The sequence below is a fragment of the Nocardioides sp. genome, assembly GCF_014360585.1.
In the GTDB taxonomy this organism is placed as follows: Bacteria; Actinomycetota; Actinomycetes; order Propionibacteriales; family Nocardioidaceae; genus Nocardioides.
In genome coordinates this window covers 1-18,670 of record NZ_JACIXG010000016.1, presented here as the reverse complement: position 1 = coordinate 18,670, position 18,670 = coordinate 1, and the positions used below count along the sequence as shown (strand labels likewise).

General features: G+C 68.4%; 15 protein-coding genes. 12 read left to right on the top strand and 3 right to left on the bottom strand.

What is annotated here, in order from left to right:
• The first annotated feature begins 110 nt into the window (after nucleotides 1–110).
• Together H5T77_RS07620 and tsaD are read left to right on the top strand one after the other, a co-directional pair.
• Nucleotides 111–551, top strand: coding sequence for a hypothetical protein (locus H5T77_RS07620; RefSeq protein ID WP_292647188.1), 441 nt, complete (start codon nucleotides 111–113; stop codon nucleotides 549–551).
• A 382-nt stretch (nucleotides 552–933) separates the two neighbouring features.
• Nucleotides 934–1,995, top strand: coding sequence for a tRNA (adenosine(37)-N6)-threonylcarbamoyltransferase complex transferase subunit TsaD (tsaD, locus tag H5T77_RS07615; RefSeq protein WP_292647185.1), 1,062 nt, complete (start codon nucleotides 934–936; stop codon nucleotides 1,993–1,995).
• A 168-nt stretch (nucleotides 1,996–2,163) separates the two neighbouring features.
• Here the strand turns inward: tsaD and H5T77_RS07610 are convergent, their stop codons facing one another.
• Nucleotides 2,164–3,342: a class I SAM-dependent methyltransferase gene (locus H5T77_RS07610; protein WP_292647183.1), complete on the bottom strand. Its 1,179-nt coding sequence runs from the start codon at nucleotides 3,340–3,342 to the stop codon at nucleotides 2,164–2,166.
• Nucleotides 3,343–3,423: 81 nt separating this feature from the next.
• On the opposite strand from H5T77_RS07610, the gene H5T77_RS07605 reads away from it, so the two are divergent.
• The 3 genes from H5T77_RS07605 (at nucleotide 3,424) to groL (ending at nucleotide 6,402) form a co-directional block, all read left to right on the top strand.
• On the top strand, nucleotides 3,424–4,224 hold the full coding sequence (locus H5T77_RS07605) for a hypothetical protein (RefSeq protein WP_292647180.1): 801 nt from the start codon (nucleotides 3,424–3,426) through the stop codon (nucleotides 4,222–4,224).
• A gap of 186 nt (nucleotides 4,225–4,410) precedes the next feature.
• The gene (gene groES, locus H5T77_RS07600) at nucleotides 4,411–4,704 is read left to right on the top strand and encodes a co-chaperone GroES (protein WP_008362423.1); all 294 of its coding nucleotides are present in this window, start codon (nucleotides 4,411–4,413) and stop codon (nucleotides 4,702–4,704) included.
• A gap of 78 nt (nucleotides 4,705–4,782) precedes the next feature.
• The gene (gene groL, locus H5T77_RS07595) at nucleotides 4,783–6,402 is read left to right on the top strand and encodes a chaperonin GroEL (RefSeq protein ID WP_292647164.1); all 1,620 of its coding nucleotides are present in this window, start codon (nucleotides 4,783–4,785) and stop codon (nucleotides 6,400–6,402) included.
• A 210-nt stretch (nucleotides 6,403–6,612) separates the two neighbouring features.
• On the opposite strand, the gene H5T77_RS07590 is transcribed toward groL, so the two are convergent.
• Nucleotides 6,613–7,359, bottom strand: coding sequence for a GH25 family lysozyme (locus tag H5T77_RS07590; RefSeq protein WP_292647163.1), 747 nt, complete (start codon nucleotides 7,357–7,359; stop codon nucleotides 6,613–6,615).
• Nucleotides 7,356–8,009 (bottom strand): DUF305 domain-containing protein, encoded by a 654-nt coding sequence (locus tag H5T77_RS07585; RefSeq protein WP_292647161.1) that lies wholly within the window; start codon nucleotides 8,007–8,009, stop codon nucleotides 7,356–7,358. The genes H5T77_RS07590 and H5T77_RS07585 overlap by 4 nt, the downstream gene beginning before the upstream one ends.
• A gap of 130 nt (nucleotides 8,010–8,139) precedes the next feature.
• Here H5T77_RS07585 and H5T77_RS07580 point away from each other — a divergent pair, with 130 nt between their 5' ends.
• The 7 genes from H5T77_RS07580 (at nucleotide 8,140) to H5T77_RS07550 (ending at nucleotide 18,607) form a co-directional block, all read left to right on the top strand.
• Nucleotides 8,140–9,639: an LVIVD repeat-containing protein gene (locus H5T77_RS07580; RefSeq protein ID WP_292647159.1), complete on the top strand. Its 1,500-nt coding sequence runs from the start codon at nucleotides 8,140–8,142 to the stop codon at nucleotides 9,637–9,639.
• Between the two features lie 153 nt (nucleotides 9,640–9,792).
• Nucleotides 9,793–13,347, top strand: a complete 3,555-nt coding sequence (locus H5T77_RS07575) for an amino acid adenylation domain-containing protein (protein ID WP_292647156.1) — start codon at nucleotides 9,793–9,795, stop codon at nucleotides 13,345–13,347.
• Nucleotides 13,348–13,443: 96 nt separating this feature from the next.
• The gene (locus tag H5T77_RS07570) at nucleotides 13,444–14,259 is read left to right on the top strand and encodes an ABC transporter permease subunit (protein ID WP_292647154.1); all 816 of its coding nucleotides are present in this window, start codon (nucleotides 13,444–13,446) and stop codon (nucleotides 14,257–14,259) included.
• Between the two features lie 66 nt (nucleotides 14,260–14,325).
• Nucleotides 14,326–15,111 (top strand): DUF1684 domain-containing protein, encoded by a 786-nt coding sequence (locus H5T77_RS07565; RefSeq protein ID WP_292647152.1) that lies wholly within the window; start codon nucleotides 14,326–14,328, stop codon nucleotides 15,109–15,111.
• A 72-nt stretch (nucleotides 15,112–15,183) separates the two neighbouring features.
• Nucleotides 15,184–16,095 carry a GNAT family N-acetyltransferase gene (locus tag H5T77_RS07560; protein WP_292647150.1) on the top strand — a complete coding sequence of 304 codons (912 nt, stop codon included), beginning with the start codon at nucleotides 15,184–15,186 and terminating at the stop codon, nucleotides 16,093–16,095.
• A gap of 66 nt (nucleotides 16,096–16,161) precedes the next feature.
• Nucleotides 16,162–17,661 (top strand): IMP dehydrogenase, encoded by a 1,500-nt coding sequence (guaB, locus tag H5T77_RS07555; RefSeq protein WP_292647147.1) that lies wholly within the window; start codon nucleotides 16,162–16,164, stop codon nucleotides 17,659–17,661.
• A gap of 148 nt (nucleotides 17,662–17,809) precedes the next feature.
• Nucleotides 17,810–18,607, top strand: coding sequence for a DUF1684 domain-containing protein (locus H5T77_RS07550; protein WP_292647145.1), 798 nt, complete (start codon nucleotides 17,810–17,812; stop codon nucleotides 18,605–18,607).
• Nucleotides 18,608–18,670: the final 63 nt, after the last annotated feature.

Sequence of the window (18,670 nt, the reverse complement as noted above, 5' to 3'; positions counted from 1 at the left end):
TCAATCGCAACAGGTTCGAATCTCAGACGGCCGGCCTCGCTCTGGCGAGGACGATCGGTCGTGAGGGCTTGCGCGCGCCCACCCTCAAGATGGTGGCCGAGGAAGCGAACATGGGGGTGTCGACGCTGCACCAGTGGTTCGCCGGGCAGCAGAACATGCTGCCCCACGCGGCGGCGGGATTCGCGGGAATTTTCTGGGAGCAGGTCGCCCAGCGTGTGAAGGCACGGGGATGGGGCGGCTACCTTCCCACGACCGACGACGAGGTGTTCTTCCTGCGGGCCTGGTTGGGACTCGAGGAGCTCGCTCGGTCGAACGACGAGGTCGGCGAGACCGTCCGGGACCTGTGGCACGACGTCAGGTTCTGGCTCCGTTCCTCGATCGGCCGCGAACTCACCGACTACGAGTCGGGCGGACTGGTGATCCTGCTCCGGGGGTTGTGGGACAGCCTCTGCTCTGCAGATCCGATCCAGCCTGAGCTCGCGCAGAGCCTCTGGGCTGCCGCCTACGCAGCCCTGCATGACGTCCCGGACAGCAACCAGGCTGCAGCTTGACCGGGATGCAGCTTGACCGGGATGCAGCTTGACCGGGACGCCGGTTGGCCGCGCCGCCGCGGCGGAGGTGGAAACGTCGGGCGGTCTCGACTGGGCGAACGAAAATTCGTTCGCCCAGGGGAGGGGTCGGGATCTCAAGGCTTGTTGTCGACGGGCTTGTCGACGTTGGCGCCGGCGCCAGCGGCTCGAAACCGGCCGAACGAATTTTCGTTCGTGCAACCGACGTGCTCGCTCGGCCCACGCGGTAGCAAGTTGCTCGACCCGCCCGAGCCTCGGCGAACGAAAATTCGTTCGCCTGTCGACGTGCCGTTCCGGCGTGGCCAACGGCATGGAACCGAGACTGCTACCGAACTCCAGATCGACGGGGAGGCAGAATGGACCCATGACTTCTGGCGCCCTCGTTGATGAGCCCTTGGTCCTCGGGATCGAGACGTCGTGCGACGAGACCGGGATCGGGGTGGTGCGTGGTCACACGCTGCTGGCCGACGCGGTGGCGAGCAGCGTCGAGGAGCATGCCCGGTTCGGTGGGGTCGTGCCCGAGGTGGCGAGCCGGGCGCACCTGGAGGCGATGGTGCCGACGATCGAGCGTGCCTGTCAGGAGTCGGGCATCAAGCTCCATGACGTGGACGCGATCGCCGTCACCTCGGGGCCCGGGCTCGCCGGTGCCCTGCTGGTCGGGGTGGCGGCGGCCAAAGCGCTCGCGCTCGGCCTCGACAAGCCGATCTACGGGGTCAACCACCTGGCGTCACACGTCGCGGTCGACCAGCTGCAGCACGGACCGCTTCCCGAGCCCTGCGTCGCCATGCTCGTCTCTGGCGGCCACTCCAGCCTGCTCAAGGTCACCGACATCACCGTGGGCGTCGACCCGATGGGGGCGACCATCGACGACGCCGCGGGCGAGGCTTTCGACAAGGTCGCCCGTCTGCTCGGCCTCGGCTTCCCTGGTGGCCCGATGATCGACAGGACCGCCACCTCGGGCAGCTCGATCGCGATCGACTTCCCGCGCGGGCTCACCGCCCGCCGCGACCTGGAGCGACACCGCTTCGACTTCTCCTTCTCCGGCCTCAAGACCGCGGTCGCCCGCTGGATCGAGGCCAAGGAGCGCAGCGGCGAGCCGGTGCCGGTCGCCGACGTGGCCGCCAGCTTCCAGGAGGCCGTGGTCGACGTCCTGGTCAGGAAGGCCCTCGACGCAGCCTCCTCCGAAGGCATCGAGGACATCATCATCGGTGGCGGGGTCGCGGCGAACAGCCGACTCCGGGTCCTCGCCGAGGAACGCGCCACCAAGCTCGGCATCCGGGTCCGGGTCCCGCGCCCCGGCCTGTGCACGGACAACGGCGCGATGGTCGCGGCCCTGGGCTCCGAGATGGTCGCAAGGGGCCGCACCCCCTCGGCCCTGGACCTCCCCGCCGACTCCTCCCAGCCCATCACCAGCGTCCTGGCCTGACCCGCCCTCCGCTGGTCGAGCCGCCCTCCGCTGGTCGAGCCGCCCTCCGCTGGTCGAGCCGCATTCCGGTGGTCGAGCCGCATTCCGGTGGTCGAGCCGCATTCCGGTGGTCGAGCCGCATTCCGGTGGTCGAGCCGCATTCCGGTGGTCGAGCTTGTCGAGACCCCCTCAGAACGGCCTTACCAACAGACAAGTCCCTTCACCCGCAACCCGGGTCAGCACGATCGTGGCCTCCCCGGACCCGGAGAGCGCGAGTCGCTTGCGGAGCTGCTCGGGTACGACCTGCACGCCGCGCTTCTTGATCGTCAGCCTCCCGATCCCGCGCTCGCGCAGCGCCGCCTTGAGCTGCTTCTCCCGATAAGGGAGCTCCTCGAGAACCTGATATCCGCGGGCGAACGGCGTCTCGAAGGACGCCGAGGAAGTGACGTACGCGATGTGCTCGTCGACCAGGTGACCCTGCACCCCAGCAGCGACTGCGGTGACCAGCCCGGCGCGGATGACCGCTCCGTCGGGCTCGTAGAGGAACTCGGCGACGGGACCGACCTCACCGCCCGGGTCGTCCTCGGACGTGAGCGTCGCCAGACCACGCTCGCCGATCACGGTGGCCCGGCGCTGCGTGCTGGCCAGCGAGCCCGACCACAGCGCGGCCTCCTTGACCTCGCCGCGGTCGCTGACCCATTCGGCCTCGACCTTCTCGGGCACGAGATCGTGCGGGATCCCAGGCGCGACCTTCACGCACGCATCGCGCGCGAAGAGCGTCTCGACCCACGACCACGGCGGCGTCCACCCCTCAGCGGAGAAGACTCGGCCCTTGGCGCCGCGACGTGCCGGATCGGCGTACGCCACTTCGAACGGTGAATGGTCGACGGTCGTCGCGTCTGCGACGGTGACGGCTCCGGGCAGCCCCAGGGCGTCCAGGTTGGCCTGGGCGATGGCGACCCGTTCCGGATCGTGATCGACCCCGGCAGCAGTGAGGCCGGCGCGGGAGGAGGCGATCAGGTCACCGCCGATCCCACAGCCCAGGTCGATGACGCTCGCTGCGTCGAAAGCGCGCAGGCGCGCGGCCCGGTGGTGGGCGACGGCGAGACGGGTGGCCTGTTCGAGGCCGTCGGGAGTGAAGTACATCTTCGGCGCCAGGTCACCGAACTTGGCGGCCGCCTTCCGGCGCAGGTCCACCTGATTCATGGCCGCGGTCACGTGCTCGGCAGTCTCGTCCTTGCGCAGTGCGGCCTGCACAGCCAAGGCCGAACCCTTTCCCTCGATTGAGGCCGCCGTCATCTCGGTGGCCCGCGCCAGCAGCTGCTGGCCTTCATCGGTCAGCAACCAGGAGAAGGCGTCGAGATCCATGCGCCGATCCTCTCAGGCCTATTTCTGGTCCGGACAAAAGGCCATTACCCCACCGGGTGTTTCTGCTCTAGGATCCGCCGGGTGTGCAGACCCCCGCGTCGAGTCCCGGTGAGCCGCTGGGCGCTCGCGGCGATCACCGCCCTGCTGTCGCTGCTGTTCGCCGCGCCCGCATCGGCCGACACCGTCACACCGGTGCGCTACTGCGCGCACGGAGACGGATACCGCGAGCTGGACGGTGGATCCTCAGTGATGGTCAGTGCTCCCGAGGGCTACCTGATCGTGTCCTACTGCGTGGACAGCCGCGGCCGGAAGGGCAGCTCGGAGGTGCGCACGCTGTCCACGCCGCAACGTACGACGGTCGTCTGGCACAGCGACGGGCGGTCGCTTGCGGGCTACTCGGTGGAGTACGCCCGGGGTGGCGCCTCCGGCGGGCCGGAGACGGACACCGACGAGCAGCCCAAGGACGCGGGAGACGAGCGGGACGAGCGGGACGAGGCCCGCGAGTCGGAGAAGCCAGAGAAGCCAGAGAAGCCAGAAAAGGCCGCCGAGACGGCTGAAGCCGAGGCTCAGCAGAGCGCACCGGCGGCGGTCGAGAAGACACCTGCCACGAAGAAAGACGAACGGCGCGAACGTACGCCCTCGGCCAGCGCCACCCCGTCGGCGGCGGAGCCCAGTCGCCAAGCCTCCGCCGAGGCCTCCGAGCAGTACGAGGGCTCGTCGCAGATGTCGCGGCTGAGCGACGGTGAAGAGCTTCGGATCACCTCGCTCGACGAGGACGACGACGAGGGCCTGCGGTCGCTCGTGGTCGCCGGCGGCATCATCATCATCGGTCTCCTGGCCGGCATGGTCGCGCTGCTGGTGAGGCTCCCCGGGCAGCGATAGGGCGGTCACGCTGGCACTCATTGCGGTCGAGTGCTAACGTCTGCATTGGCACTCTCCCCTGGAGTGTGCCAACGCTTGCGAGCCGGGTGCGACCCCCGCGACGGCGTACGTGGCACATCGCAAGCACAGACGTAGCAACACCCACCCAGTCTGATTCCGTAGAAAAGAAATGGGGAGGTCGACACAGTGTCGGTCAACATCAAGCCTCTTGAGGACCGGATCGTCGTCAAGGCCGTCGAGGCCGAGCAGACCACCGCCTCCGGTCTGGTCATCCCGGACACCGCCAAGGAGAAGCCCCAGGAGGGCGAGGTCCTGGCGCTCGGCCCGGGTCGTATCGACGACAAGGGCAACCGCGTTCCGCTCGACGTCGCCGTGGGCGACAAGGTCATCTACAGCAAGTACGGCGGCACCGAGGTCAAGTACGCCGGCGAGGAGTACCTCATTCTCTCCGCCCGCGACATCCTCGCGGTCATCGCCTGACGATCATCCGTCTCGCACATCTGACGCGGCCGGGCCAGCCGGCCCGGCCGCGTCCGTGCGTACTAGGGAGTATGTGAAATGCCGAAGATCCTGGAGTTCGACGAGAACGCCCGCCGCGCCCTCGAGCGTGGCGTCGACGCCCTCGCCAACGCCGTCAAGGTGACGCTGGGGCCCAAGGGCCGCTACGTCGTCCTCGACAAGAAGTGGGGCGCCCCGACGATCACCAACGACGGTGTCACCGTCGCCCGTGAGATCGAGCTGGACGACCCGTTCGAGAACCTTGGTGCTCAGCTCACCAAGGAGGTTGCGACCAAGACCAACGACATCGCTGGTGACGGTACGACCACCGCGACCGTCCTCGCCCAGGCGATGGTCCACGAGGGTCTGCGCGCGGTTGCCGCCGGCGCGAACCCGATGAGCCTCAAGCGCGGTATGGACGCTGCTGCGACCGCCGTCGGCGACGCGCTGCGCGCCGCCGCTCGTGAGGTCGTCGACGAGTCCGACATGGCGTCGGTCGCCACCATCTCCTCCCGCGACGCGAAGATCGGCGAGATCCTCGCCGAGGCCTTCGCCAAGGTGGGCAAGGACGGTGTGATCACCGTCGAGGAGTCCAACACCACTGGCACCGCGCTCGAGTTCACCGAGGGTATGCAGTTCGACAAGGGCTACATCTCTCAGTACTTCGTGACCGACCAGGAGCGGATGGAGGCCGTCATCGACGAGCCGCTGATCCTGCTCGTCCAGGGCAAGATCAGCTCCGTCCAGGAGTTCCTGCCGCTGCTGGAGAAGGTCATCGCCGCCGGCAAGCCGCTGTTCATCATCGCCGAGGACGTCGAGGGCGAAGCCCTCTCGACCCTGGTCGTGAACAAGATCAAGGGCACCTTCAACGCGACCGCCGTCAAGGCGCCCGCGTTCGGTGACCGCCGCAAGGCCATGCTGCAGGACATCGCGATCCTGACCGGCGCGCAGGTCGTCGCCGAGGAGGTCGGCCTCAAGCTCGACCAGGTCGGCCTCGAGGTGCTCGGCACCGCTCGCCGCGTGACCGTCTCCAAGGACAACACGACCATCGTCGAGGGTGGCGGCGACGCTGCCACCGTCGAGGCTCGTGTCAACGAGATCAAGGCCGAGATCGAGCGCACCGACTCCGACTGGGACCGCGAGAAGCTCCAGGAGCGCCTCGCCAAGCTCGCCGGTGGCGTCTGCGTGATCAAGGTCGGCGCTCACACCGAGGTGGAGCTCAAGGAGAAGAAGCACCGCATCGAGGACGCTGTCTCCGCGACCCGCGCCGCCATCGAGGAGGGCATCGTCCCCGGCGGTGGCTCCGCCCTGATCCACGCCGTCTCGGTGCTGGAGAAGGACCTCGGTCTCGAGGGCGACGAGGCGGTCGGCGTTCGTGTCGTCCGCAAGGCCGCCGACGAGCCGCTGCGCTGGATCGCCGAGAACGGTGGCGACAACGGCTACGTCATCACCACCAAGGTTCGTGAGCTCGGCGTCGGCCAGGGCTTCAACGCCGCCACGGGTGAGTACGGCGACCTGATCGCTCAGGGCGTCATCGACCCGGTCAAGGTCACCCGCTCCGCGCTGACCAACGCCACCTCGATCGCGAGCATGCTGCTCACGACCGAGACGCTGGTTGTCGACAAGCCGGAAGAGGACGACGCGCCCGCGGCCGGTCACGGCCACGGTCACGGTCACTGATCGACTGAATCACGAGAGTCGGCGTCCCGCATCACGCGGGGCGCCGACTCTCGTTTTCGCAGCCGCTGGTCGAGCCGCGAGCGCCAGCGAGCGTGTCGAGACCAACACAGCCGATTCGAGCGCCGAAGGGTCCGTGTTGGTCTCGACACGCTCGGCCGCAGGCGGCCTCGCGGCTCGACCAGCGGATGGTCCGGTCGGCGGCTGGCTCGATCAGCGGGTGGTGAGGTCGTCGAGGTCCACGTCGTCGGAGAGCACGTTCATGTCGACGTACGCCTCGTCATCGCTGCCCACACCGTCGAGCCGGTCGCGGCTGGAGTACTGCCGGATCGACCAGTCGCGTCCGTCCGGCACCCGCGGGGGCCAGGCGACGGAGCGGAACCAGATCGGGTTGTCCGGGTAGCGGTCGACCAGATAGGCCCGATAGGCCGACGGTGTGGTGTAGATGACCGGCGCGATCCCGTAATAGTCCTCGAGCGTGCTCAGCAGGGGATCGAGGACGGCTCGCACCTCGGTGGCCGGCGGCAGGTTGCCCTTGAACGAACCGTACGGCTCCAGGTCGACGACCGGGGCGAGCGTGCCGGCTACGCGCGGAACCGTGGCGATCATGTTGTGGGCCTGGCCTGCGCCCGGGCTCTCGAAGCTCATGAAGTGGTAGGCGCCGGTGGCGATCCCGGCGGCACGTGACCCGGACCAGTTGGCGGCGAAACGCGAGTCGACGTGTGCGGACCCCTCGGTCGCCTTGAGCCAGGCGAAGTCGATGTCCTGCTCGGCGACCCGCGACCAGTCGACGACCCCGTTGTGGTGGGAGACGTCGATGCCGCGTACGTCGTATCTGGCGGCGAACAGGCGGGTGGGCATGATGACGCCGGTGTAGACCAGCAGCGCGAGGGTGAGAGCGGCGGCGACGAAGACGCCGGCTGCGACGGCGAGGCGGCGCCTCGCTGGGATTCGACTCACTGGGATTCCAGCAGCTTCTGCATGATTCCGATCTCGGTCTTCTGAGAGGCCTCGACGTCTTGGGCCATCTCCATGGCGAGGATGTCGCTGCCCTTGCTGAGCACCGGGGCGGCCATCGTAAGGGCGCCTTCGTGGTGAGCGATCATCCGGGTCAGGAAGAGCCGGTCGAACTCCTCGCCCCGAGCCGCACCGAGCTCCTTCAGCTGCTCGGGAGTGAGCATGCCCGGCATGCCGGCGTGGTCCGGCAGATCACCGGCAGCAGGCACCTCGAGGCCGCGGGCCTGGAGCCATCCGCTCATCGCGACGATCTCCGGTCCCTGAGCCGCGGTGATGCTCCTGGCCAGCGACTTCACCTCGTCACTGGCGGCGCGGGTGACGGCCAGCTCGGTCATCTCCAGCGCCTGGGCGTGGTGCGGGATCATCATCGTGACGAAGGTGGCGTCGGTCTGGTTCCACTCGGCGTCGACCGGCACGTCCGAAGGGGCGATCGTGCCCGCAGTCTCGCCGGGAGCGCCCGGCTGGAGGACGGGCGCCGACTGAGGCGATCCCGATGGACTCGGCTCGTGGCCGGAGTGGGCGTGCTGCTCCTCGGCACAGCCGGTGAGCAACAGCAGTGCTAGCACAGCGGTGGGGACGCCGAGTTTCCGCATGGACCTGCCTTCCGAGGCGTACGCAGGGTAGTCAACTTATTCATTCTCGCCGTCGGAGGAAGGGGATTTCCCTAGAATCGACAGGCCCGTGGCTCATCCGCACGGCAGTCGACTCGGAAGGCGACCCCCCATGAGACGTCCTATCCACATCCTGGCCGCAGTCGCGTCGGCCATGATCGTCGCCGGAGGGCTGGCCGTCGCCGCCCCGTCCTCGGCCGACGAGTCCCACTCGCACGGCTCCCAGAGCGCCGCTCCCCAGCCCAGCTGCACCGAGGCGGAGAAGAAGATCCTGGCCGCGGCCGGAGACAACTTCGCCTCGGCCTGTGCTCCGGGCAACGACATCGCGAAGCTCGGCGTCAACAACCCGGCCGTGGAGGCCGGAGAGGCCGAAGGCACCCCCAACCTGCACCTGGTCGCGAACCTCCCCAAGTCGGGGGCGTTCACGCCGACCAGCGCGCTCAACAGCGACCTGGCGTTCCAGGGCCACTACGCATTCGCCGGCAACTACAACGGCTTCAACGTGATCGACATCAAGAAGCCCAGCAAGCCCAAGCTGGTCACCCAGGTCGTGTGCCCGGGCGCGCAGAACGACATCTCGGTCCACGGCGACCTGCTCGTCCTCTCCGTCGACTCCAGCCGCAGCAACAACACCTGTGACAACGTCGCGCAGTCGGCGGCGATCAAGGAGTCCTGGGAAGGCATCCGGGTCTTCGACATCAGCAACCCGGCACAGCCGGCCTACGTCGCGGCGGTCGAGACCAAGTGCGGCTCCCACACCCACTCGCTGGCGCCGAGCAAGGACGGCAAGGCCGTCTATGCGTACGTCTCCTCCTACGGGCCGCGCCCGGAGTTCCCCGACTGCCAGCCGCCCCACGACAAGATCAGCGTCGTGAAGATCCCGACGAAGGCACCGGCAACCGCCGCGGTGGTCAACGAGCCGGTGCTCTTCCCCGACGGTGGCTACACCAACACCGCCGGCTGTCACGACATCACCACCTACCCGAGCAAGGACATCGCGGCCGGTGCGTGCATGGGCGACGGCATCCTGATGGACATCTCCGACCGCGAGAACCCGGTCGTGACCGAGCGGGTCCGGGACACCGAGAACTTCGCCTTCTGGCACTCGGCCACCTTCAACAACATCGGCACCAAGGTCGTGTTCACCGACGAGCTCGGCGGTGGCGGCGCGGCGACCTGCAACCCGGAGGTCGGTCCCAAGAGGGGCGCCAACGGCATCTACGACATCGAGGGCACCGACCTGGTCTTCAAGTCGTACTACAAGATCCCGCGCACCCAGTCCAACACCGAGAACTGCGTCGCCCACAACGGCTCGCTGATCCCGGTCAAGGGCAAGGACATCATGGTCCAGGCCTGGTATCAGGGCGGCATCTCCGTCTTCGACTTCACCGACTCGGCCAACCCGAAGGAGATCGCCTGGTTCGACCGCGGTCCCTTCGAGGACACCACGACCATCGCCGGCCCGTGGTCGACCTACTACTACAACGGCTACATCTACTCCAACGAGATCCAGCGTGGCTTCGACGTCTTCGACCTGCGCGACCCAAGGGTCGCCTCGGCGAAGAAGGTCAGGTTCGACGAGCTGAACGTGCAGGCTCAGCCCTCCTACTGAGCCCAGAGAGCACCAACACCCGCCCGGCCCCACCCGGGCGGGTGTTGGTCTTTTGGGGCCCAGCGGTGTTCCAAGCGTTCAAGGAACATCTCGGCCGCGCCACTAGGATCTTCGCCACCACGGAGCGTGACCGCGATCACTTGGGAGCAGAAAATGCGCCACGACGAACACGACGACATGGATGTGCCGGGCGTAGGTGGCGAATCCGAGGAGACCATCTGGGGGCTGTTCGACACCCAGGCATCGCGTCTGTCGCGTCAGACGGCGGTCGTCGACGGGGCGGTCGACATCACCTATGAGCAGCTGCGTGCCCGAGCGCAGGTGGTCGCCGATGAGCTGGTCGCCCGGGGTGTGGCGCCGGGATCGCTCGTGGGGGTGTGTCTGGGCCGCACGTGGGAGCTGGTCGCAACTCTGCTGGGGGTCCTGCGAGCCGGCTGCGGTTACGTGCCCCTCGACCCCACCTATCCGTCGGAACGGGTGCGCTACATGGTCGAGCACTCCCGGGTCGTCGCGGTGATCGTCGACGGCGACGAAACGGCCGAGCTGTGTTCGGCAGCAGCTGACATCTTGCGCCTTCGCTCGATCCCGGAGCGCCGGCCGACGTCGAGCGCGGATCCTGTGGCCGGTGACGTTGCGTACGTCATCTACACCTCGGGGTCGACAGGGAACCCCAAGGGTGTGTCGGTCGAGCACCGGAGCGTCGTCGCGATGACGAAGGCCATGCGCCAGTTGCTCGACGAGGAGGACCTGGCCGGAGTTCTGGCGGGTGCCTCGGTCTGCTTCGACCCTTCGGTCATGGAGATCTTGGGGACGTTGATGCTCGGCGGGACGGTCGTGCTGTCGGAGAACGTGCTCGCGTTGCGTGAGCTGCCCGGAGCGCATCGGGTGCGCACGACCATCATGGTGCCCTCCGCGATGAAGGCATTGCTCGCGGCCGGACCGCTGCCGGCCGGGGTTCGATGCGTGGTGCTCGGGGGCGAGGTGCTCACTGCCTCCCTCGTCGCGGATCTGCATGCTGCGCCACGTCCGCCGCGGGTCCTGAACGTCTACGGCCCGACGGAGGCCACCGTGTTCACGACCGCCGGCGTCGTCGATGCGGGGGCCGAGTCGATCACGATCGGCAGCCCGGTCGCCGGCGCTCGGGCCTACGTGCTGGACGAGCTCCTGCAGCCGGCTCCCGACGGCGTGGCGGGTGAGCTCTTCCTGGCCGGTGACCAGCTGGCGAGGGGATATCTCCACGACGACGAGCGGACTCGACAGCGGTTTCCGGAGCTCAAGGAAGACGGCCCGATCCCGGAGCGACGGCTCTATCGGACCGGAGACCTGTGCCGGTGGACCGAAGCAGGAGAGCTCGAGTTCCTCGGCCGAGTCGACCGGCAGGTCAAGATCCGCGGCCACCGGATCGAGCTGGATGAGATCGAGGTGGTGCTGGAGTCGATGCCCGGAGTCGACGACGCGGCGGTGGTCGTCGACCCGGCAGAAGACAAGAGCCTCCTGGTGGCGTACGTGGAGACCCGGCGCGAGTCCGTGACCGCCGCTGCCGTGCGTGCCCACCTGGCGGACCGCCTGCCGAAGTACATGATTCCGAACGTCGTGATGCCGCTGACCGAGCTGCCGCGACTGCCCAACGGCAAGGTGGACCGCCACCGGCTTCCCCGCGCACGGCACGGGAGCGCCGAGGCGGCCCCTGGCGTGAAGACGAAGGAAGATCGGCGGTCGTCGCTGCTCGACACGGTCAGGAGAGAGGCGGCCGTGCTGCTCGGTTCGCTCGACGCCGAATCGGTCCCGCCGGATGAGTCGCTGGAATCGCTGGGCCTTGATTCGTTGGACATCGCCGAGCTCACCGTACGTCTGTCGCAGGAGCTGCTGACGAGCCTGCCGTCGTCCACGCTGGTCGAGCAGATGACTCCCGAGGACGCCGCCGACGCACTCCAGGCGGTCCTCGGCCGTACGTCCGGTCGCCGAGACACGGATGAGCACCCGAACGGCGTCGGGGCCGCGGCCCGGCTCGCCGCCTTCCAGGCACAGGTCCAGTCGGGACATCCACCGGCCTTCGCCGCCAAGATTCCGGCCTGGTCCGCGACCGACAAGGGTGCGCTCGTGCAGCACATGAGAGGCCTCCTGTCCCGCTCGGGTCTGGATCCCTACGGCAAGGTCGTGCGCACCGGGAGCGCCGAGCGGGGCACCGTCGTCGACGTGCACACCGGCGAGGTGCGCGAGGCGATCATGTGGACCACCAACCTCTACCTCGGATTCAACCGGGACGAGAAGATCATCGAGGAGGCACGGAACGCTCTCAGCCGCTTCGGTACGGGGATGGGGATATCCGCTGCGGGCTCAGGCCAGACCGACCTCCACCTGGAGTTCGAGCGGGAGTTCGCCGAGATCGTGGGCAAGCCGTCCGCCTGCCTCTTCCCAACCGGCTTCACCGCGAGCCTCGGCGCCATCGCGGGGGTGGTCGGCGAGGGGGACGTCGTGGTGATGGACCAGCTCTGCCACGCGTCGCTCGTGGACGGGGCTCGCCTGAGCGGTGCGCGAGTGCGGACGTTCAGACACAACGATGCCTCCGACCTGCGCGCCGTGCTCGAGGCGGAGTCCTCGCCCTACCGTACGACCCTGGTCGTCCTCGAGAGCGTGTACAGCATGGGGGAGGGGGCAGCCCCGCTACGGGACATCGTGCCCACCGCGAAGGAGTTCGGCGCGCTCGTCCTCGTCGACGAGGCTCACTCCTTCGGCCTGTACGGAGCGCGAGGTGCCGGGCTGTGCGCCGCGGAGGGAGTCACCGAGCAGGTCGACTTCCTTCTCACGACCTTGAGCAAGGCACTCGGGAGCATCGGCGGTGTGGTCGCCGCTCGTGAGCCTCACATCGCTCTGCTGAGGACATCGGCGAGGGCCTACATCTTCCAGGCGAACATCTCTCCCGCCGACATCGCGGCAGCGCTCGCTGCACTACGCAGGGTGGGCGAGAGCGACGCGCTGCGAGAACGACTCTGGGACACCGCGGACTACATGAGGGAACGCTTCTCGGACGCGGGCTACGAGCTCGGCACCGGAGACGGGCTCATCATCACCCCGCACTTCTCCGACGGGGAGGACCTTCGTGCCATCGCCCGGGGCCTCTTCAAGCGGGGCGTCCACACCGCGGCGGTGACCTACCCGATCGTCGAGCGCAGCCGAGGCCGGTTGAGATTCATCTGCTCGGCGTCCCACACCCGCGAAGACGTCGACAAGACTCTGCAGGCCTTGATCGAGGCGGAGGCAGAGGTCACCCGTCGTGACGCATCCAACGACGGCGAGCCGCGGCTCCCGGCGGCTGATCCGCAGGCCTCGAGACACAGCGCGACGGACTGGGCCGACGCGTTCACGGCCTACCTGAACACCGCCCTGGCCGATCTGCCCTCAGCGGTGCCGAGCCTCGCGGTCACGGTCGGATCGCCCGGTGAGGTGGAGGACGTCGTGATCCGGATCGACGAGCAGGGGGCCACTCGAGGAGCCGCCGTATCCGCCGAGACCCCCGCTTGTTCCCTTCGGCTGCTCGATGACGAGGCGGTGGCTGCACTGTGCTCGCGGGATGTCGAGAGCCTGCTCGAGAGCGTCATCAAGGGCACGTGTGTCCTCGGGGGTCGCACCCAGCCGTTCGTCTGGATCATCGGGCGGCTCAGCGACTGGCAGAGCTCGATGAGGGAATGTCAGAACCAAGCTTCCTGACCGGCCCAGGGTGTTGGTCTTTTGAGTGCGTGAGTTGCGCCTGCGGCTCGCTGGTCGCAACCTGTTGGTCACCGAGCGAGGCGATCGTTCACCGCGATGACCGAGACCGCTGCCGACGACGACTGTGTTGGTCTCGACACGCTCGCTAGCGCTCGCGGCTCGACCGACGGGAGCGCTGGTCGAGCCGCCGGAGCCGCTAGGCGGAGGCGTGTCGAGACCAACACGGTCGAATGGGCGATCGCTGTCCTTCTCACCCTCCTTCTTCTGAGGTTCCTGTGGAGCCTGATGAGAAACGAGAACCTGCTCCCGGGCGAGGTCACCGGCCACCTGCTCCATCCCGATGTCCTCGGCGGAGTCTGGCTCACCGTCCGGCTCACCGTGCTGGTCTTCGCACTGGCGTCGGCGCTCGGCCTCGCCGTGGGCAGGATGGAGAGATCGGGCAACCCGGTGCTGCGCGAGATCGCGGCGGCGTACGTCTGGGTCTTCGGCGGCATCCCGGTGCTCGTCCAGCTGTTGCTGTGGAGCAACATCGCGCTGGTCTTCCCGGACATCACCTTCGGGATCCCGGGGGTGCACATCGACGCGGTCCGGCTGGTCACACCGGTCCACGCGGCGATCGTCGGGTTGGCGCTGGCGCTGGGAGCGTACGCAGCGAGGGCTCTTTCGAGCGGTGACCGGCTCACCGCGCTCGGTGACGTCCTGGTGACGACGATCCAGGCGACCAGCCTGGTCTCCGTGCTCGCGATCACCGACCTGCTGGGAGTGGTCCAGGCGCTCGACGAGCGCAACCACCTGATCATCCCGCTGCTGGTGGTGGCCGCGATCTGGTATCTACTCCTGGTCACCGCGGCGCGCGGCGCGATCCGCCTGCTCAGGAGGGTGCGCAGCATGGCGCACACGGCCGACGGGTGAAGCCGAGGGTAAAAGTCGGCGACTATTGCAAGACCTGGCAACGCAGATCTTTGTAGAGTGCGGCACGTGACTTTCGAGCAGGCCTGGCAACGGTGGCGCGATGGGCGGGAGGCCGAGCTGAGAAGCCCGGAAGGTTTCCTGGCGATCACCGGGCTGCACTGGCTGAGCGCCAAGCCGCAGCGGTTCCCCGGGGTCCCGGGTGTCTGGTCGAAGGGGCCGGAGGGTGCCGTGGTCGAGCTCGGTCCGGGCGAGTGGCTCGAGCTCGGTGGCACCACCCTTGCCGGTCGGTACGTCTTCGGGGAAGTCGATCCTGTGGGAGTGATCGCGACCTTCGATGCCGGGACGGTCGAGGTCGCCGACCGCTTCGGCACCCCGGTCCTCCGGCCGCGGCAGCCCGACGGCCCGTTCCTGCGCGACTACACCGGCACCCCGACGTACGCTCCGGACCCGGCGTGGCGGGTGGAAGCGGCCTTCACGCCCTACGCGACGAGCCGGCCGATCTCGGTCGGCTCCGTGGTCGAGGGTCGTTCGAGCGTCATCGACGCCGTGGGGGAGGTGGCGTTCGAGGTGGGTGGCCGCCCGCAGCGGCTGATCGCCTTCGACGGCGGTGACGGCGAGCTGTGGCTGCTGTTCACCGACGAGACCAGCGGCGTCACGACCTACGCCGCCTGCCGTCAGCTCGCCGTCGCGCCGCCTGCCGACGGTAAGGCCGTCATCGACTTCAACCGCGCCGCCAACATGCCCTGTGCCTACACGATCCACGCCACCTGCCCGCTCCCGCCCGCCAGCAACCACATCGACGTGCTCGTCGAAGCCGGCGAGCAGACCCCGCCGCGGGCGCCCGCCGACTGACGCCTGGTTCCGGTTCGAAGGTTTAACCGTGCGAAACGGACCGGAAACAGCGAAACAGGCAGACTAGGTCCCATGGCGGGGACGATGTTGTGGAGAGTGCGTACGACGCTGCCTGACCGACCTGGGGCGCTCGCGGCGCTGGCGCAGCGCTGCGGCAAGGCCGGGGTCAACATCTTGGGGATGCAGATCTTCCCGGGGCTGGCGGAGGTCACCGACGAGTTCGTGCTGCGTACGCCCGCGGGTTGGGGCGAGAGCGAGATCTGCGCTCTCTTCTCCGCCGCCGGTGGCGGTGACACCGTCGTCCAGCCCGCCAACGAGGCGGCCCTGGCCGACCAGCCGACCCGCTATGTGCAGGCCTGCCGGTACGTCCTGGAGCGGCCGATGTCGTTCCCGGAGGTGGTCGCCCACCTCTTCGACGCCGAGCCCGAGGCTCCGCCCGGGGTCGTGCACGACACCATGGAGCTGCGGGTCGCCGACGTCGACGTCCAGCTGCACCGCACCGCTCCCTTCACCACGACCGAGCGTGCCCGTGGCTCCGCGATGGCCGACCTGGTCAACGATGTCCTCGAACGCAGTCGCGAGTCGGCGGCCATCGGCACCACCCCGCCCGTACGCCGCCTCGGCACCGGAAGCACCCCTGACCTCGTCGTCACCGGCGAGGCCGTCACCGCCCTCGTCGACGGCGTCGCGGTCGGCATCGGCGAGGTCCTGGCGCCGGTCGAGGACGACGAGAACGTCCGCGTGATCAACCTGCGCGTCGACCCGGCCTGGCAGCGCCGAGGCATCGGCACCCGGCTGCTGATCGACACCGCCAAGCTCGCGCACATGCTCGGCGCCGACGAGATCCTGCTCACCACCCGGTCCGACAACCAGGCCGTGCTGCCCATGGTCCTCGCCGCCGGCATGCGCGGCCGGATCCGGATGGCCGGTGATCTGCTGACCGTCAAGGTGCCGGTGCGGGATCTCAAGCCGTTGGATCGGTAGTGCAGCAAACACCTGGGGAGTCTCGCCGTTTCGGTGATCCCTGGGGCTCGGCCGTAGCATTTCTCCATGGAGATCCCGGAGAAGTTCGCGACGCTCGGCCTCACTTACGACGACGTACTCCTGATGCCCGGATATTCGGATCTGGCGCCGTCCGACATTGACACGACCTCCCGGCTGACCCGCGAGATCAACCTGCGGGTCCCGCTCATCTCCGCGGCGATGGACACCGTGACCGAGTCGCGGATGGCGATCGCGATGGCCCGTCAGGGCGGCATCGGCGTCCTCCACCGCAACCTGAGCATCGAGGATCAGGCCTACCAGGTCGACCTGGTCAAGCGCACCCAGACCGGGATCATCTCCAACCCGGTGACCATCGGCCCCGACGCGACGCTGGAGCAGCTCGACAAGCTCGCCGGTGAATACCGGATCTCCGGGTTCCCCGTGGTCGACGTCGACCAGAAGCTGATCGGCATCATCACCAACCGCGACCTCCGGTTCACCCCCGTCGCGGAGTGGGCGACCACCAAGGTCAACGAGGTGATGACCTCCAGGGACCTGATCACCGGCCCGTCGGAGATCTCCCGCGAGGAGGCCACCAAGCTGCTGCGCCAGCACAAGCTGGAGCGGCTCCCGCTGATCGACGCCGACGGCCGCATCACCGGCCTGATCACCGTCAAGGACTTCGTGAAGTCCGAGCAGTTCCCCGACGCCTCCAAGGACGGGCAGGGCCGCCTGCTCGTCGGCGCGGCGATCGGCTACTTCGGCGACGCCTGGGAGCGGGCCACCACGCTCATCGACGCCGGAGTCGACGTGCTCGTCGCGGACACGGCCCACGGCAACGTACGCATGCTGATCGACATGGTCCACCGCCTCAAGACCGACCCGGCCACCAAGCACGTCCAGGTCATCGGCGGCAACGTCGCGACCAAGGAGGGCGCGCAGAGCTTCGTCGAGGCAGGCGCCGACGCGGTCAAGGTCGGTGTCGGCCCGGGCTCGATCTGCACCACCCGCGTCGTCACCGGCGTCGGCGTGCCGCAGATCTCCGCGGTCTACGAGGCCTCGCTGGCCTGCAAGCCGGCCGGTGTCCCGGTGATCGCCGACGGCGGTCTGCGCTACTCCGGCGAGATCGGCAAGGCGATCGTCGCCGGCGCCGACACCGTGATGCTCGGCTCGATGCTCGCCGGCACCGAGGAGACCCCCGGTGACCTGGTCCTGATGAACGGCAAGCAGTTCAAGGCCTACCGCGGCATGGGCTCCATGGGCGCGATGTCCTCGCGCGGCAAGAAGTCCTTCTCCAAGGACCGCTACTTCCAGGCCGAGGTCACCGACGACGACATGATCGTCCCCGAGGGTGTCGAGGGCCAGGTCGCCTACAAGGGCGCGCTGGCGACGGTCGCCCACCAGCTCACCGGCGGCCTGCACCAGACGATGTTCTACGTCGGCGCGCGCACCATCCCCGAGCTGCAGGAGAAGGGCCGCTTCATGCGGATCACCTCCGCCTCGCTCAAGGAGTCGCACCCCCACGACGTCCAGGTCACCGCCGAGGCGCCGAACTACCACGGCTGACCCGCACCACCACGAGCCCCGGATCAACCGATCCGGGGCTCGTCCCATTTCGTGCGACGAGATGATCACGATGTGAGGAATTCGGGCACCAATCCGGACCGGTCGGAGTTCAATCCGGTGCCAGCATCCGATCCTTCCGGGAGGACCCATGACCATCACCGACACCGACACCTTCGCCCAGGACTGGGCGGCATGGCACGAGGAGCACGAGAGGAAGCGGGCATCGGCCCACGGTTTCCTCGCGATCACCTCGATGCGCTGGCTCGCCGAGGAGCCGGAGACGTACGACGACGTGCCGGGCGCCTGGTCGAGCGGTCCCGACGGCATCGTGGTCTCGCTGGCCCCGGGTGAGTCGTTGGTCGTCGACGGCGCCGAGATCACCGGTCGGCACTCGTTCGGTGTCATCGACGAGCGCGGCGGGGTCACCGCACTGTTCGGCGACGCGGCGGTGGAGATCGCCAACCGCGGCGGCAACGCGGTCATCCGCCCCCGCCACCCCGACAACCCGGTCCTGACCGGCTACCGCGGCACCGAGTCCTACGCACCCGACCCGAGGTGGGCGATCCAGGGACGCTTCGTCACCTACGACCCGCCCGTGCCCACGACCGTGGGTTCGGTCGTCGACGGCCTGGAGCACGTCTACGAGGCCGTCGGCGAGATCGAGTTCGAGGTCGACGGCACCGGGCACAGCCTGATCGCCTTCCCGGGCTCCGCCCCGGGCTCCCTGCACGTGCTGTTCCGCGACGAGACCTCGGGCAGGACGACGTACGCCGCCACCCGCTCGCTGTCCGTGGGTGCACCCGATGCGGAGGGCAACGTGCTGGTCGACTTCAACCGCGCGACCAACCTGCCGTGCGCCTACACCGACCATGCCACCTGCCCGCTCCCTCCGCCTCACAACCGCCTCTCGGTCGCGGTCGAGGCCGGGGAGAAGAAGCCCGCCTGACGGATCCTCTGTCGCAGCTAAGAAGGGTTGTGAAGCTGAGAGTGGCCTATAGACCACTCTCAG

What these genes read in the sequence shown, in the direction of transcription:
- H5T77_RS07585 (WP_292647161.1), bottom strand. Translation starts at nt 8,009, where the DNA reads ATGCGGAAACTCGGCGTCCCCACCGCTGTGCTAGCACTGCTGTTGCTC.
- groL (WP_292647164.1), top strand. Translation starts at nt 4,783, where the DNA reads ATGCCGAAGATCCTGGAGTTCGACGAGAACGCCCGCCGCGCCCTCGAG.
- guaB (WP_292647147.1), top strand. Translation starts at nt 16,162, where the DNA reads ATGGAGATCCCGGAGAAGTTCGCGACGCTCGGCCTCACTTACGACGAC.
- H5T77_RS07610 (WP_292647183.1), bottom strand. Translation starts at nt 3,342, where the DNA reads ATGGATCTCGACGCCTTCTCCTGGTTGCTGACCGATGAAGGCCAGCAG.
- H5T77_RS07550 (WP_292647145.1), top strand. Translation starts at nt 17,810, where the DNA reads ATGACCATCACCGACACCGACACCTTCGCCCAGGACTGGGCGGCATGG.
- H5T77_RS07620 (WP_292647188.1), top strand. Translation starts at nt 111, where the DNA reads ATGGGGGTGTCGACGCTGCACCAGTGGTTCGCCGGGCAGCAGAACATG.
- H5T77_RS07560 (WP_292647150.1), top strand. Translation starts at nt 15,184, where the DNA reads ATGGCGGGGACGATGTTGTGGAGAGTGCGTACGACGCTGCCTGACCGA.
- H5T77_RS07575 (WP_292647156.1), top strand. Translation starts at nt 9,793, where the DNA reads ATGCGCCACGACGAACACGACGACATGGATGTGCCGGGCGTAGGTGGC.
- H5T77_RS07570 (WP_292647154.1), top strand. Translation starts at nt 13,444, where the DNA reads ATGACCGAGACCGCTGCCGACGACGACTGTGTTGGTCTCGACACGCTC.
- H5T77_RS07580 (WP_292647159.1), top strand. Translation starts at nt 8,140, where the DNA reads ATGAGACGTCCTATCCACATCCTGGCCGCAGTCGCGTCGGCCATGATC.
- tsaD (WP_292647185.1), top strand. Translation starts at nt 934, where the DNA reads ATGACTTCTGGCGCCCTCGTTGATGAGCCCTTGGTCCTCGGGATCGAG.